Here is a 17,042-nt window from a genome sequence, read left to right on the forward strand (position 1 = left end):
AAAGGGAATTTTAAGAGCTGTGCTGAATAATGATTTTTTCATGTTTTGCAGAGTCGGCAGCCCATATAGGAACCCGCTTGCGGAAGTCATAAATTATTATGTCTTGACAGCGCATACAGGGACATGTTAATTTTTAGTGGGGAAACCGGTTTCCCCAACGTTTAGTTAGACTCAAGTTATTGACGGCAAGAGTATCCGCTGGCTCCAAAGTGTTGCATTCGGTTTTACATGAGAGGGAGATGAGGAATGAAAAGAAAACGTAACCGCCTGCTTGTTCCCGTTCTAATCACATCCATTGTATTGTCGGTCATGGTGAATCTGTTTGTCCTGCCGCAAGCTAAGGTGGAAGCAGCCAGTATTGGCACCGTAACCGAGAATGACACGATTTATCAGATTATGGTTGACCGCTTCCATGATGGGGATTCTTCCAATAATGCAACAGGTGCGGCTATCCGCTTCGGGGAGAACTCCGAGGAGGACTTCCGTTATATGAAGGGCGGCGACTGGCAGGGGGTCATTGACAAGCTCCCGTATATTCACAATATGGGCTATACCGCGATCTGGATCTCACCGGTAGCCGAGCCGCAGATGACTAACCGCGAGAACAACGGCACAGGCAAGAACACGGCCTACCACGGCTACAATGTCAAAGATCCGAACAAGGCCAACCCTTACTTCGGCACCAAAGAAAAGCTGAAAGAGCTCGTAGACTCCGCGCATGCGCTCGGAATTAAGGTGATCATCGATGTCGTTCCCAACCACATCGGCGATTACATGCTGGGCACCCAGGCTTATTATGATATCCCTTCCTTGCAGCCTGCCGCTCCATTCAATAATCCGGCCTGGTATCACCATAACGGTGACATTAACTGGTCGCTTGCCGATGGACGCTACGATCAGTGGGCCCAGGATTATCTGGAGAATCATGATCTGGGCGGTCTGGATGATATCGACTTCGATGTTCCTGCTGCCAAGCAGGCCATCTTCAGCTCAATTAAGGGCTGGTTTGATTATACGGGGGCAGACGGCGCCCGGGTCGATGCGGCCAAGCTGATGAAGCCGACCGATATCGGCGAGCTGCAAAATTTGCTGGGCGTGAATACTTTTGGGGAGAATTTCGACGGCAATGCCGAATTCGTCTCCCGCTGGGTCGGTACCAATAAGGAGTGGGGGATGCTCGACTTCCCGTTGTTCTTTTCCGTGCTGAACAGCTTCGCGTACGGGCAGTCTTTTGACGCGAATATTAAAGGCACCCTGGCTCAAGATTCCTACTACGGCGGCAACGCTAACCATATGGTAACCTTCATCGACAATCATGACCGCAACCGCTTCCTGACCGAGGCCGGGGGCAGTGTTGAGAAGCTGCAGAATGCTTTGTCCTTTATCTTCACCGTGCGCGGAACGCCTGTGGTCTTCCAGGGAACCGAGCAGAACAAGGGCAACGGCAACGGGCAGATTATGACGGGCGGAATCGCGGATACGTGGAACCGCTGGTCGATGGTGAAGCGGGATGCAAACGGCAATGTACTGGAGAATTATTTCAATGAGAATGCCAGTACCTTCAAGCATGTAGCCAAGCTGAACGAGATCCGTAAAAACAACCCGGCCCTGCGCACCGGCACCCAGCGCGAAATGTGGTCCGCACAGAATCTGTACGCCTTCTCCCGGCGGATTGATACAGGCACGAATGTCGGCCAGGAGGTCATCTCAGCATTCAGTAATGCATCCGGCGGATCACAGACGGTGACGCTGCCGCTGCGCGCCGAAAGCACGCTTACCGCAGGTACGGTTCTGGTGAATCAGCTGAACCCATCTGATACTGTGACCGTGCAGGCAGGCGGTGTTACCGGTAAGCAAATTACAGTTACCCTGGGCGCCAATTCGGCCAAAATCTACTCCAAAACCCAGCCGGTAACCGATACGCAAGCACCAAGTGTTCCGGGAAATGTAACAGCCACCGTACAGAATGCCTCCAGCGCGTTGGTATCCTGGTCTGCATCCACCGATAATGTCGGGGTTACCGGCTACGAGATTTACCGCAACGGGGTGAAGATCGGGACTTCGGCAACGACCTCTTTTACAGATAACGGACTTGTAGGCAGCACTAATTATTCTTATACGGTAAAAGCGTATGACGCCGCCATGAATCTGTCGGCCTTCAGCGCAGCCGCGCTGATCGTTACCCCGGCCGGTAACAGTGTGACGATCTACTACAAGCAGGGTTACACCAATCCATATATTCATTACCGCCCGGTGGGCGGGACTTGGACGACATCTCCGGGGGTAGCCATTCCAGCCGCCGAAGTAGCAGGCTATAACAAAATCACGATTAACATTGGCGCAGCCACCCAGCTCGAAGCCTGCTTCAATAACGGCAGCGGCACCTGGGACAGCAACGGCGGCAGCAATTACCTGTTCGGCACAGGCACTTGGACCTATACGCCTACAGGCAATATCCAGGCAGGTGGTCCAGTGACGCCAACGGCTACGCCGACCGCGACACCGACCGCGACACCGACGGTAGCACCTACAGCGACACCAACCGTGACGCCAACACCAACCGTAGCACCAACAGCGTCACCAACTGTAGCGCCGACGGCAACACCTACACCGACTGTAGCGCCAACGGCGACACCTGTGCCAACCGCCACTCCGGCGGGCAACACGGCGACGATCTATTACAAGAATACGGCCTTCAGCAATTCGTATATCCATTACAAGCTGGACGGGGCAACCACCTGGACGACTTCACCGGGAGTGCCTATGCAGGCCTCAACCTTCAGCGGCTACAAGTCCATTACCATTCCGCTCGGCACTGCCACAGGCCTAACCGCAGCCTTCAATAACGGCAGCGGCACCTGGGATAACAATGGCGGGAATAACTATCATTTTGATACCGGCAGCTCTAGTCTGGTAGGAGGAAGCTTGACGACTGGTGAACCTCAGGCGGATAGCGTAACCTTCCGGGTGAGCGTTCCGGGTTCCACTCCAGCGAATGCTCCGGTCTATCTGACGGGTTCGTTCAATAGCTGGAATGCAGCAGATCCGGCCTATCAGCTGACCCGCAGCAGTGACGGCGTCTATTCCGTCACCTTGAGCCTTCCGGCAGGCAGCGCCGTGACGTATAAGCTGACGCGCGGGAGCTGGGCCACGGTAGAGACCGCGTCCAACGGTACAGATATCGCGAACCGGACGCTTACACCGGCAGGCGGAGCACAGACAGTGACGCTGACCGTGCAGCGCTGGAAGGATCAGTAAGCAGCTTGAGGGGGTGAAGGATGGATGTCCGCCGCCCCCGTTTTTTTTGACGAAGAAGAATGAACCCGATCAGAAGGAGTTGACCAATGACCAAGCAATCCAGGTACCTGCGCAAAATTACAGCCCTGCTCCTGGGCGGGCTTCTAACCGTTCCGGCATTAGTGTCCCCTGTCTCGGCAGATATTGCCGCTACGCATGTCTATCATAATCATATGCCGAATTTCTGGGCTTACTATGATCTGAACACTTATAATTCCACGCCTGTAGGCAGCCCGATCCGTTATACCTACGATGGCGAAGTCATCCAGCTGAAGCAGAATCCGCCTACGGGATATCCCTATTATCTGCCGAATGGATCTCCCATGCCCCACGATGACCTGGTCTCTTACTATTCCCATCACGCCAAGACAGGTGCGTATTTAACCTGGCCCTGGAGTGTGGCGAACACGCTGCACAGCAATCATCCCCAGGCACAGATGCATGTCACCATGTCGGGGTCAGTAGTGAACAATGTGAACAGTATTATACAACAAGGAAATGTAAGCGGATACAATAATCCGGCCTGGGGAACCCCTTGGAAGAACGCTGTGAATCAGCTTCGGACCACAGGCGGGGACAACATGCTCGACCTGATTCATTTCTCCGGACACCATTCTATGGGACCTCTGGTCGGCAACGATTATTTGCTCAAGGATATGATCTATCATGGAGCTACAATGGCTCAGCCTTATTTCCTGGGCAGCAGCTATAAGTCATCGAAGGGATTTTTTCCGACAGAGCTGGGGTTCTCAGAGCGGATCATCCCGGTGCTGAATAAGCTCGGCATCCAGTGGTCCGTGATCGGCAACAACCATTTCTCCCGCACACTTAAGGATTATCCGCTGCTGGACAGTCCAGGCACAGATACGATGATCTCACCGCCCAACCGCAGCGATCTGCAGAATGTAAGCACGGCCGGGGCCTGGGTGAGTGAACCGATGTTCAATGAACAGCAGGTGGTTCACAATAAATATCCTTTTGCCTCAACGGCCCATTGGGTCCGTTATGTGGACCCGGCAACCGGGGTTGAATCGAGAGTGGTTGGCGTGCCTGTTGCCCAGGCGCAGTCCTGGGAAGAGGGGTATCTCGGCCAGGTAAAAGCAGATGTGCTTAAGCCGTATGAGAATCTGGTTGCGCAGAAGCAGATTTTTGTCGTGGCCCATGACGGGGATAATTCTTCGGGCCGGGCCGGCTCCGAGGAGACCTGGCGTAATGCCGGGAATGTCACCTATGCCAGCAGCGGTGTGACTGGAATGGGGATCGATGAGTATCTGCGCAGCAATACACCGGCCGCTTCCGATGTGGTCCATGTGCAGGACGGCTCCTGGATCGATACCCGGGATTCGTCCTCCGATCCAACCTGGTACCACTGGCATCTGCCGTTTGGGATCTGGAAAGGCCAGTTCGCGGCCTTCAATCAGGTGAACGGGGCTGCTTACGCCCCGAAGAAGAATCTGGCGGGTGCCGAGGAAGGCATGACGGTATCCTTCGAGAAGGGCTATCATTATCTGGAGCGTAATTTCGCGTTATTACAAGCTTCCCTGAACTATGCCAAGACCGCCGAGCAGATCTGGCTGGAGGAGCATCCGAATTACTGGAAGCCGGCGAACCCGCTGGACCGTGAGGTGACCTACGAAGGCAACCAATTGAATCCGTGGATGCTTTCTTATCCTGTGAAGGGGAACGCTGCGAATGATTACGCCGGAGGTGCCAATCCCGCTGAGCTGGCCTGGTATTTCCTGCTGCCTGCGATGGACTCGGGGTTCGGTTATTACGATGAGAATGTGGATGACAGTGTGAAGCCGGCGTTGTCCTTCAATCAATCGCTGTATTTCTCGAAGCCCTATGTGTCGCAAAAGCTGGCCAAAGACAAAACCGGCCCCTCCGTCTGGTGGCCCCAGCGTTACCCGTACAATCCGGGCAGCGCCAATGTCAGCAAGGCAGAGGGCTGGACCCTGCAGCATTACAATAATGCTTTTGCCATCTATACGTATGCCTTCGACACCAGCGGAATCAGCGAGATCAAGGTAAAGGTCCGGCCACACCGCGATAAGACGGCAGACGCAGCGGATAATTCGTTCAAAGTATATGATCCCGCAGGTCTGGCCGCAGCAGGAGTACCTGATATTGATCCCGCCAAGGTTGGTGCGTGGACAGAATACCCGATGAATGTCCGTGACCTGAGCGCCGATATTAACGGTGTCGACTGGCAGCCGAGCAGCAAGACGATTATGCAGAAGGTTCCGGCCACGGATATCGGGAACCTGTATTTCTCCTACATCTCCGATTACCGGGATCAGCTGTTAGACTACTATATTGAAGCCAAGGATGCTAAAGGCAATGTGACCAAAAGCGATATCCAGCAGGTCTATGTCGGCGCCGGCAAATATAAGCTGGAGAACGGCAAATATAAGGAGAGCATGCAAGGTACTATTGAAGGAACGCATCCGTTCATCACAGATGTGCCCGCTGTCCCGGATACTGAAGCTCCGGCTGTTCCAGGTAATTTTCAGGCCACGGTAATTAATGCTTCTTCTATCGGGCTGACCTGGAATGCCGCTACAGATAATATCCGTGTCACCGGCTATGAGATCTACCGCAATGGCGTCCGAATCGGAACAACAACTTCCACCTCATATACAGACAGCGGCTTGTCAGCCAATACAGCATATGAATACAGAGTTAAAGCCTATGATGCCTCCGGCAATCTCTCCGGCTTCAGTGCGGCAGCAACTACCACCACACCGGCGGGCAATAATGTAACGCTCTATTATAAGCAGGGTTATTCGACTCCGTACATCCATTACCGCCCGGTTGGGGGGACCTGGACGACAGCCCCTGGCGTAGCGATTCCGGCGGCGCAAGTGGCAGGCTATCACAAAATCACCATTAATATCGGCGCAGCCACCCAACTCGAAGCCTGCTTCAACAACGGCAGCGGCACCTGGGACAGTAACGGCGGCAGCAATTATCTGTTCGGCACCGGTACCTGGACCTACACCGGGTCTGGCAAAATCCAGCCGGGCCCCCCGGCTGAGCCAACGGCAACGCCGACAGTTACGCCCACTGTAGCTCCGACAGCTACACCAACTGTATCGCCGACCGCCACACCGACTGTAGCACCAACGGTAGCACCGAGCGCAACACCAACCATAGCACCAACACCGACCCCTGTGCCAACCGCCACTCCGGCGGGCAACACCGCGACGATCTATTACAAGAATACGGCATTCAGTAACTCATACATTCATTACAAGCTGGATGGAGCAACTACCTGGACTACTTCACCAGGTGTGCAGATGCAGGCCTCAACCTTCAGCGGCTATAAGTCCATTATCATTCCGCTCGGCAACGCCACAGGCCTAACCGCAGCCTTCAATAATGGCAGCGGGACCTGGGATAACAATGGCGGGAATAACTATCATTTTGGTACCGGCAGCTCCAGTCTGACGGGAGGCCACCTGATTACCAGCGAACCGCAGGCCGACAGCGTCACCTTCCGGGTCAGCGTTCCCGGGTCCACTCCGGCGAATGCTCCGGTCTATCTGACGGGTTCATTCAATAGCTGGAATGCGGCAGATCCGGCCTACCTGCTGACCCGTGGCAGTGACGGCGTCCATTCCATCACCTTGAGCCTTCCGGCAGGCAGCGTCGTGACGTATAAGCTGACGCGCGGAAGCTGGGGCACGGTAGAGACCACATCCAGTGGAGCGGATATTGCGAACCGTACGCTTACGCCGGCAGGCGGAGCACAGACAGTGACGCTAAGCGTGCAGCGCTGGAAGGACCAATAGCGCTTGTAGCTTGTAAGTAACTAGCAGTAACGCCTTTTCTAAATGGTGCGGTCGCCATTTAGGAGGGCGTTTTCTGGTTGGTGAGGTAAGCGGATCAAATGTAATCGAAAAACCGATTACAATGCGCCTGTTGGGGGTAAGCGAGCCAAATGTAATCGGAAAACCGATTACAATGCTCCGGTCTGGGGTAAGCGAGCCAAATGTAATCGAAAAACCGATTACAATGAGCCGGTCTGGGGTAAGCGAGCCAAATGTAATCGAAAAACCGATTACAATGAGCCGGTCGGGGGTGTGCGAGCCAAATGTAATCGGAAAACCGATTACAATGCGCCGGTCGGGGGTGTGCGTGCCAAATGTAATCGAAAAACCGATTACAATGCGCAGCGTCGGGGTAAGCGAGCCAAATGTAATCGGAAAACCGATTACAATGCGCAGCGGCGAGGTAAGCGGATCAAATGTAATCGAAAAACCGATTACAATGCGCAGCGGCAGGGTGAGTGGACCCAATGTAATCGGAAAACCGATTACATTGCTCAGCGGCAGGGTGAGCGGATCAAATGTAATCGAGAAACCGATTACAATGCGCTGGAGCGAGGATGCACGAGCTAAATGTATGCGGGGGTTTGAGGTATACAAGGTTTACTGTAACTCCCACTCTCAAACAGCGTAGCGGGCGGACTGATTGTGGAGAAGCGGTAGCGTTCGCCTTTGTTCACGGATTTTTACCGCTGAGTCCATTCTAATTAAATCCGGGAACAACAGCGATCGGAACAACGGTCCGTTTGCGGAGCGTCCATTAAAGCTCCCACATCGCTCCTCCCTCGCCTCAGGCTCTTGAATCAAACACCGCTCCTCCCTCGACTTAATATCCCAATCTTCCCTGGCGCTTCCTCCCAGCCCCCGCATCCCGCTGAGCGCACATTTTACACCCCGTTGATAATCGCCGCCGGAACTGGTATTTTGCCGAAAATGCAGGTAGAGTGTTCTCATGGACATAAACACGAGGGAAGAGGACCGCCGCAGATGAAACCATTCCGCATTCGACTTACCATCATACTTATGGCACTGATAGGAATATCAATGACCGGGGCCGGGATCACCATGGCTCAGCTGTTCAAGGATTCGCATATTTCCGTGCTGGAAGAGAACATGTCCCGGGAAATAAAGCTGCTCTCCGGCACCTTCTCATTCATGGATACCAGCAGCCCGGATGCCCTGAACTACTATACAGAACAGGCAGAGAGGATATCCGTCTTGACCGGGTCACGCGTCACCTTCATTACGAAGCAAGGCCGGGTCATTGGGGACTCGGAGAAGAATCCGCGTGATATGGACAACCACTCTACCCGCGAAGAGGAGCTGCTGGCCGCGAAGGAAGGGATTGGCCGGGCGATCCGTTACAGCGATACATTAGACCGTGAAATGATGTATGTGGCGGGTTCCGTGTCCTCGGATCAGGGCTTTGACGGGTATATCCGGCTGTCGATGGGGCTGGATACCGTATCCGAAGGACTGAACCGGGCGTGGATGATCATGGCAGGCGGGCTGGTGCTGCTGTTCATTGCCGCAACCTTGGTGAGCTACAAGGTGGCTTCCAGTATGACCTCACCGCTGGAGCAGATCACCAGAGTGGCGCGGCGGATTACCGATCTCGATTACGATGCCCGGGTGCCCATGAAGCGCAAGGATGAGATCGGCCAGCTGGCAACAGCCATCAACGCGATGGCCGACAGTCTCCAGGCCCAGCTGAAGACCATCCGCGACAATGAGGACCTGCTGCAGAGCGTACTCGACAATATGACCGGCGGGATCGTGATGATTAACGCTGAAGGGGAGATTGCCCTGCTTAACCGGGCCGCCGAACGGCTGCTCGATGTGAAGCACAGCGAGATGACTGGACATTCCTATAAGGAGATTAAGCATCATTATGAGCTTACCCGGCTGATTGATGATGGAGTGTCCGCAGGTGTACCTATTCACGAGGAGCGCAGCATTTATAATCCGGTGGAGCGGATTGTGCGTCTGGACGGGGTGCCGATGATTCAGGACGGCTGCTCCCGGGGCATGCTGTTCCTGCTTCAGGAGGTTACAGAGATTCGTAGGCTTGAGAAAATGCGCAGCGAATTCGTCGCCAATGTCTCCCACGAGCTGAAGACCCCTGTCGCTGCGGTAAAAGGCTTCGCCGAGACCCTCCTCGGGGGTGGCGTTACGGATGAGAAGACGGCGCGTTCGTTCCTGCAGATTATTTACGATGAGAACGAACGGCTGAACCGCCTGATCGGCGACATTCTGGAGCTGTCCAAAATCGAATCCAAACGCGTTCAGCTGGAATGCTCCCCGGTTCATCTCATCGAGTTCTTCGACTCCGTGCTGGAAACGCTCAGCAAGGTAGCGGAGAAGAAGAAGATTACGCTCAGCTCGGATGTGCCTGCAGAGCTATTCATTGAGGGAGATGAAGACAAGCTGCGCCAGATCTTCATGAATCTGCTCTCCAATGCGATCAACTACACCCAGGACGGGGGCAATGTCAGAGTCACCGCAGTGAGCATCCAGAAGAAGGATGGCACCGAGAGCGTGCGCTTTACAGTCAGTGATACGGGGATGGGAATTCCGCGCAAGGATCTGCCCCGGATCTTTGAACGCTTTTACCGGGTGGACAAAGCCCGCTCCAGAAGCTCCGGCGGAACCGGCCTCGGTCTATCCATCGTGAAGCATCTGGTCGAGCTGCACCGCGGGTCCATTAACGTTGAGAGCGATCTGGGCATCGGCAGCTCGTTCATCCTTGAACTGCCGCTGCTGCAGGAAGAGAATCTATAACCCTACTGATCACAGCGGATCATCATAGAGAATAAATTTATGATTTTACACCAAGTTAACATTGTGGTGCTATGATGTGCATGTGTGCAGTTTTGTAAAATTAATAACCTATGAAAAGACGGGGGAACCTATGGCACAACGATTGCTTGTCATTGAAGACGAACCGACACTGGCCCGGCTGCTGTCTTACAACCTGACACAGGAAGGCTACGAGGTGACGGTGGAGGATCATGGAACGGCAGGATATGACCGTGCGACTAGAGAACCTTTTGACTTGATCGTACTGGATCTGATGCTGCCCGGCATGAACGGCATTGACATTCTGGATAAATTGCGTGGACAAGGCATCCGCACACCGGTAATAGTGCTGACGGCCAAGAATGCGGAAGAGGATGTCGTCCGCGGACTGAAGTCCGGGGCGGATGACTATATTACGAAGCCCTTCGGCGTATCCGAGCTGCTGGCCCGGGTCAGCGCTGTACTGCGGAGGATCTCAGGTATTGCCGAAGAAGCTCCGCCCGAGACGGCGGTGTCTGCATCGACGATTATTCTTGGACAGCTGGAGATCTACCCCGAGCGTTATGAAGTCTCGCTGGGCGGGCAGAGCATCAATCTGCGGCCGAAGGAATTTGAAGTGCTGCTGTATCTGGCCCGCAAGCCGGGCGTCGTCCTGACACGGGACGATCTGATGAATGCGGTCTGGGGCTTCGACTATATCGGAGGCCAGCGTACCGTCGATGTGCATGTCAGCTCCCTGCGCAAGAAGCTGGAGCTTGACCCTGAATCCGTGCATATTGATTCCATCCGCGGCGTGGGCTACAAGCTGGTCGTCAACAAGAAGAGAACACCGGTCATTTAACATGACGGTGTTCTTTTCTCACAAGATAAGCATCTTCTCCTCCGGCATTGTCTAACTGTACAAGGATTTTTACACTGCGTTAACAATTCTCTGGAGCTCTATTTACACTGAAAGCTTATCATGGGGAACGAAGATGATGAGAAGGAGACAACAGAAACTAATGAAATCCATCATTGACATAGAGAAGCTAGATCTCTACTATGAGTCATTCCATGCCCTGAAGAAGGTGGATTTGCAGATTCCGGAGAAGCAGGTGACTGCGTTTATCGGACCCTCTGGCTGCGGGAAATCCACACTGCTGCGTACCCTTAACCGTATGAACGACATGATTCCCGGCACACGTATTGAAGGTAAAGTGAACATCGGCGGCAAAAACATCTACAGCGACGAGATCGAAGTGGAGAGTCTGCGCAAGCAGGTGGGGATGGTGTTCCAGCAGCCCAATCCTTTTCCCAAGTCGATCTATGATAACGTGGCTTATGGTCCGCGCCTGCACGGTGTGAAGAGCAAAGCCGAGCTGGATGTCCTGGTAGAGCAAAGCCTGCGCCAGTCAGCACTCTGGGAGGAAGTGAAGGATTTCCTCAAGAAGTCTGCCTTAAGTCTGTCCGGAGGCCAGCAGCAGCGTCTCTGTATTGCCAGAGCCCTTGCCGTACAGCCGGATATTCTGCTGATGGATGAGGCGACTTCAGCGCTCGACCCGGTGTCCACACTCAAGATTGAAGAGCTGGTCCAGGAGCTGCGGGATAAGTATACCATTGTAATGGTCACGCATAATATGCATCAGGCCGCCCGGGTATCGGGACGCACTGTATTTTTCCTGAACGGTGTTATTGTGGAGGCTGCGGACACGGAGCTGCTGTTCTCGAACCCTAAGGATTCCCGCACAGAAGACTATATTTCCGGCCGCTTCGGCTAAGAATGGCTGATTCGTAAGTCTAAGGTTCACTCTTGTTCACCCGATATGACCAAATGTTTGTGAGGAGGATCACTTTCGATATGATTCGCAGAAAAGAATTCGATAAAGATCTGGAAGAACTGCGCTCCCTGCTGCAGCAGATGGGCGAGCATGTAACGGATGCACTCGACGGTGCGATACTGGCCCTGCAGACCCTTGATACGGTACGGGCGCAGGAGATTGTTAAAGCGGACCTGCGGCTGAACGCCATGGAAGACCGGATTATGGAGATCGGCTCACGGCTGATCATCACCCAGCAGCCGGTGGCGAAGGATCTGCGCCGCATTATTGTAGCCTTCAAAATCTCCAGCGATCTGGAGCGGATGGGCGATCTGGCACTGGACGTAGCCAAGGTAACGATGCGCATCCAGGGACAGCAGCTGATTAAGCCGCTTGTGGATATTCCGCGCATGGCTGAGCTTGTCACGATCATGACCACAGAGGCTATTCAGTCTTATCTGGACGAGAATACGGATCTGGCCTACAAAATGGCGCAGGATGACGATCAGGTCGATGGCCTGTACAGCGCGATGATTAACGAACTGTACACTTATATGGTTCAGAAGCCTGAAACAGTGAATCAGGCGATGCTGCTCACACTGGTTGGCCGTTACATTGAGCGGATTGCCGATCATGCCACGAATATTGGCGAGAGTGTAGTGTATCTGGTTACAGGTAAACGTCCGGATTTGAACCAATAAAAGCACAGCGTACGACAGCAAGCCTTCATTCCCGGGGGCTTGCTTTTTTTTGTGCAAGGCGATTTCAACTTGGTGCGGAGCATATGTTACTATGTAAGGAGAAAGCAAGAAAAAGGCGAGGTGCTAGTGTGGACAAGCTGATACTCATTGATGGAAATAATATCATTTACCGGGCGTTCTTCGCCATGCCGCCGCTGACGAATACAGCGGGACAGCAGACGAATGCGGTATACGGTTTCACGACGATGCTGCTGCGTCTGCTGGAGGAGCATAAACCGACACATATGATTGTGGCCTTCGACGCGGGGAAGATTACCTTCCGGCATGAAGGCTATGAGGAGTATAAGGGCGGGCGCCAGAAGACCCCGCCGGAGCTGTCCGAGCAGTTTCCGCTGCTCAAGGAGCTGCTGAAGGGCCTGGGGGTTCCGCAATTCGAGATTGCCGGCTACGAGGCTGACGATATTATCGGCACCATCTCCAGGGAAGCGGATGCCGCCGGCCGTCAGGTGATGATTGTGTCCGGGGATAAGGATATGCTGCAGCTGGCTTCCGAGCATACCACCATAGCGCTGGTGCGCAAGGGAGTTACGGAAGTGGAGCTCTACGGACCTAAGCAGATCCGTGACAAATATGATCTTACCCCTGAGCAGATCATTGATCTGAAGGGGCTGATGGGCGATGCCAGCGACAATATTCCCGGGGTGCCGGGAGTCGGAGAGAAGACAGCGCTTAAGCTGCTCCAGCAGTTCGGATCGGTGGAGGGCGTGCTGGCCGGAACCGGTGAGCTGAAGGGGAAGATGAAGGAGAAGCTGGAAGAGCACGCGGACAGCGCCGTCATGAGCAAAAAGCTGGCGACGATCTACCGCGAGGTTCCGCTTGAGCATACGTGGGAGGACATGGTATTCAGCGGGATTAACACGGACACGGCTGGGCCTGCGCTCGCCAAGCTGGAATTCCGCTCGCTGCTGGAACGCCTGTCGCTGAGCGCCTATTCGCATGCGGCGGACGGCGGTCTGTCCGGCCCCGCAGCGGTGGAAGCGGCAGAGCTTACGATTACGATCGTTGACGAAGCCGGAATAGGCGGGCTGGTTCAGGCACTGCCGGGCATCTCCGCCCTGCATGTGGAATCTAACGGAGAGAACCCGCACCGTGCCGAAGTGATCGGCCTCGGGCTGTCTTCGCCGGAGCAGCATTATTTTGTGCCTTTTGCCCTGCTGAAGAGTAAGGCTGCGGCACCTCTGCTGGACTGGCTCGGTGACGAGCAGGCGCCGAAGAGCGGGTATGATCTGCACCGTGCCGATCTGGCGCTGCATTGGCAGGGGATTGCTTTTGCCGGAGCCGCTAACGATGTTCAGCTTGCCGCTTACCTGCTGGACCCGACCGAAGCGAGCCAGAATCTGAATGACCTGACCACGAAATACGGCCTGCCCCGCTTGTCGCCGGATGAGGATGTCTTCGGCAAAGGGGCCAAATATAGAATTCCTGAGCCTAAGATTCTCGGTGAGCATGTCGCCCGTAAGAGTGCGACCGTGCTAGGCATTGTGCAGAAGCAGCAGGAGGAGCTGGACAAGACGGGCATGACCGGTCTGTTCCAGGACCTGGAGATGCCGCTGTCACGGATTCTCGCCGATATGGAGAAGCAGGGCATTGCTGTAAACAAGGATGATCTCGTCCAGCTCGGTAAGGAATTTGAAGCCCAGATCTCCCGGCTGGTCACTGAGATCTACTCTGCCTGCGGAACCGAATTCAATCTTAATTCTCCGAAGCAGCTGGGTGAGGTTCTGTTCGTGAAGCTGGGTCTGCCGGTCGTGAAGAAGACGAAGACCGGTTATTCGACGGATGCCGAGGTATTGGAAAAGCTTGCGCCTTATCATGACGCCGTGCGCCTGATCCTGCAATACCGATCCATTGCCAAGCTGCAATCCACGTATGTGGAAGGTCTGATGAAGGAAATCTCGCCGGAGACCGGCAAGGTACACACCTTCTACCGGCAGACGATTGCCGCCACGGGCCGGCTAAGCAGCCAGTTCCCGAACCTGCAGAATATTCCGATCCGGCTCGAAGAGGGCCGCAAGATCCGTAAGGTATTCGTCCCCTCCGAGCCGGGCTGGTCGATTCTGGCGGCGGATTACTCGCAGATCGAGCTGCGTGTGCTGGCGCATATCTCGGGTGATGAGCGGATGAAGGAAGCTTTTGTAGAGGATATGGATATCCATACCAAGACAGCTATGGACGTATTCGGCGTCCCTGCGGAGAGTGTGGACAGTAATATGCGCCGCTCCGCCAAAGCGGTTAACTTCGGGATTGTGTACGGCATCAGCGATTACGGGCTGTCTCAGAACCTGAACATTCCGCGTAAGGAAGCGGCCCGGTTCATTGAGCAGTATTTCGAGGTGTTCCAGGGTGTGCGCCGTTACATGGATGATATTGTGGTCGAGGCCCGGAAGCAGGGGTATGTGACTACGCTGCTGGAACGCCGCCGTTATCTGCCGGAGATCAATGCGAAGAACTTCAATCTGCGGTCCTTCGCAGAACGTACGGCGATGAATACGCCGATTCAGGGAACCGCTGCGGATATTATCAAGCTGGCCATGGTTCATATGGACAAGGCGCTGCATGAGCGCGGCCTGAAGAGCCGAATGCTGCTCCAGGTACACGATGAGTTAGTGTTCGAGGTGCCGGAGGAGGAGCTGGAGAAAATGAAGCAGCTTCTGCCCGAGGTGATGGCCGGAGCGCTGCAGCTGTCTGTTCCGCTCAAGGCAGAGGTAAGTTATGGCAGCAACTGGTACGAAGCGAAATAGGCTCCCCGCACATGGCAGATATCCGGTATAATGGAGTGGAGGTGAGCCATGATGCCGGAATTGCCGGAAGTCGAAACAGTCAGAAGAACACTTAATGAGTTAATTACAGGCAAGCAGATAGAGCATGTCACCGTCCGGCTGCCGCGGATAATTCAGCGCCCGGATGATATTCAGGCCTTTGCCCATATGCTGGCAGGCCATACAGTGGTAACGGTTGAGCGCAGAGGCAAGTTCCTGCGTTTCGTCTTTGACGGGCTGGTGATGGTCTCCCATCTGCGGATGGAGGGCCGTTACGGGGTGTACCGTGAGGGCGAGCTGCTGGACAAGCATACACATGTTATTTTCCATTTCACAGATGGGACGGAGCTGCGTTATACGGATGTGCGCCAATTCGGGACGATGCATCTGTTCCAGCCGGGAGAGGATCTGCAGCTGAAGCCGCTGAACAAGCTGGGGCAGGAGCCGCTGGATGCCGATTTCACGCTGGAGCGGTTCAAGGAGATTGTCTCGAAGCGGAGCACCAAGATCAAGCCGCTGCTGCTCAATCAGGAATATATAGTAGGTATCGGCAATATTTATGTAGATGAGTCCCTGCACCGTGCAGGCATCCACCCGGAGGAGACCGCGAAATCCCTCACGGAGGATCAGTTGGCCAGACTGCACCATGCTATCGTCGCAACGCTGACGGAAGCGGTGAATGCCGGAGGCTCCTCGGTGAAGTCGTATGTCAACGGCCAGGGGGAGAGCGGAAGCTACCAGGATCAGCACAAGATCTACGGACGCAAGGATCAGCCGTGTGCCACCTGCGGCACGCTGATTGAGAAGAGCGTGGTCGGCGGACGGGGGACGCATTATTGTCCCCGCTGCCAGCCGGTACCTGTATTGATTCTATGATTTTTATTTAGAGTCAGCGCTGCATTTACAGCCCGTTTCCGGATTAGTTACACTTGAGTTACAACCGTTATGTATTAAGGCAGGCACTTCCTGCCCGTCCCGCCCATATAATGTGTGAAGATTGCTGATTATGGCGAAACGGAGACCGGCTTGGATAGTTAATCCACCGGCTCCGGTTCTTCACGGGAGGGATTGCGGGTGCTTAGCCCATTGTTGTCACTGCTGTTGCTTGCGTTTGCGCTTAGTCTGGATGGATTTGGTGTAGGCATTACATATGGACTGCGTAAAATGAAAATTCCCCTGCTCTCCATTATCATTATCTCGCTCTGTTCAGGGGTCGTCATTTATGGTTCTATGCAGGTCGGCGTGCTGCTGGCCAAGGTAGTCTCCCCGAATGCCGCTTCCAGTGTCGGAGCGGTTATTCTCGTCTTAATGGGCTGCTGGTCCCTGTTCCAGATGCTGACGCAGAAGGAGAAGGAGCAGGAAGAGCCTGCGCCGGCAGCCGATAAAGGCTATTCGGGGCAGGAGACCAGGCAGGAGACGGCTGCTGCCGCACAACTTGCTGAGACAGAGCTGAAGCCGGCCGTATTCTCGCTGGAGCTTCGCCATCTGGGCGTGGTTATACAGATTCTCCGCACACCATCTTCTGCGGATATGGATGCCTCGGGGAGCATCTCCTCCATGGAAGCCATGATTCTGGGGATCGCGTTGTCGCTGGATGCCTTCGGAGCCGGTCTTGGTGCGGCACTGCTCGGATTCAGCCCGTGGTCCACCTCGCTGATGATCGCTGTATTCAGCGGAACCTTTCTGCTGATGGGGATGAAGACAGGACTGAGATTATCAGGCAGCTACTGGATGAAGCATGCCGCTGCGCTGCCCGCGATATTATTAATTGTAATGGGTATAATGAAGTTATTATGAGGT

10 protein-coding genes are annotated in these 17,042 nt (G+C 54.5%); 9 read left to right on the forward strand and 1 reads right to left on the reverse strand.

Annotation, left to right across the window (positions count from 1 at the left end; genetic code table 11):
- Positions 1 to 246 precede the first annotated feature (246 nt).
- Complete coding sequence (locus MKX51_RS08840) at positions 247 to 3,258, forward strand: carbohydrate binding domain-containing protein (protein WP_340942219.1); 3,012 nt, start codon at positions 247 to 249, stop codon at positions 3,256 to 3,258.
- A gap of 86 nt (positions 3,259 to 3,344) precedes the next feature.
- A complete protein-coding gene (locus MKX51_RS08845; RefSeq protein WP_340992090.1) occupies positions 3,345 to 7,091 on the forward strand; it encodes a carbohydrate binding domain-containing protein in 3,747 nt (1,248 codons plus the stop codon).
- Here the strand turns inward: MKX51_RS08845 and MKX51_RS08850 are convergent.
- A complete protein-coding gene (locus MKX51_RS08850; RefSeq protein ID WP_340992091.1) occupies positions 7,062 to 7,727 on the reverse strand; it encodes a hypothetical protein in 666 nt (221 codons plus the stop codon). The two genes, MKX51_RS08845 and MKX51_RS08850, sit on opposite strands and share 30 nt — an antisense overlap.
- Before the next feature lie 387 nt (positions 7,728 to 8,114).
- Between MKX51_RS08850 and pnpS the strand changes: the two genes are divergently transcribed.
- The 7 genes from pnpS (at position 8,115) to MKX51_RS08885 (ending at position 17,039) form a co-directional block, all read left to right on the forward strand.
- Positions 8,115 to 9,908, forward strand: a complete 1,794-nt coding sequence (gene pnpS, locus MKX51_RS08855; RefSeq protein ID WP_340992092.1) for a two-component system histidine kinase PnpS — start codon at positions 8,115 to 8,117, stop codon at positions 9,906 to 9,908.
- A 130-nt stretch (positions 9,909 to 10,038) separates the two neighbouring features.
- Positions 10,039 to 10,767, forward strand: a complete 729-nt coding sequence (locus MKX51_RS08860; protein WP_076082862.1) for a response regulator transcription factor — start codon at positions 10,039 to 10,041, stop codon at positions 10,765 to 10,767.
- A gap of 160 nt (positions 10,768 to 10,927) precedes the next feature.
- Entirely contained in the window at positions 10,928 to 11,683 is a 756-nt protein-coding gene (pstB, locus tag MKX51_RS08865; protein WP_036725565.1) for a phosphate ABC transporter ATP-binding protein PstB, read from the forward strand.
- Positions 11,684 to 11,763: 80 nt separating this feature from the next.
- Complete coding sequence (gene phoU, locus MKX51_RS08870; protein ID WP_076082856.1) at positions 11,764 to 12,423, forward strand: phosphate signaling complex protein PhoU; 660 nt, start codon at positions 11,764 to 11,766, stop codon at positions 12,421 to 12,423.
- Between the two features lie 128 nt (positions 12,424 to 12,551).
- The gene (polA, locus tag MKX51_RS08875; protein WP_340992093.1) at positions 12,552 to 15,224 is read left to right on the forward strand and encodes a DNA polymerase I; all 2,673 of its coding nucleotides are present in this window, start codon (positions 12,552 to 12,554) and stop codon (positions 15,222 to 15,224) included.
- 51 nt (positions 15,225 to 15,275) lie between these two features.
- Positions 15,276 to 16,118, forward strand: coding sequence for a DNA-formamidopyrimidine glycosylase (mutM, locus tag MKX51_RS08880; RefSeq protein WP_340995567.1), 843 nt, complete (start codon positions 15,276 to 15,278; stop codon positions 16,116 to 16,118).
- Positions 16,119 to 16,316: 198 nt separating this feature from the next.
- Positions 16,317 to 17,039, forward strand: coding sequence for a manganese efflux pump (locus MKX51_RS08885; RefSeq protein WP_340942212.1), 723 nt, complete (start codon positions 16,317 to 16,319; stop codon positions 17,037 to 17,039).
- The last annotated feature ends 3 nt before the right edge of the window (positions 17,040 to 17,042 follow it).

The sequence above is a fragment of the Paenibacillus sp. FSL M7-0420 genome (assembly GCF_038002345.1).
In the GTDB taxonomy this organism is placed as follows: Bacteria; Bacillota; Bacilli; order Paenibacillales; family Paenibacillaceae; genus Paenibacillus_AQ.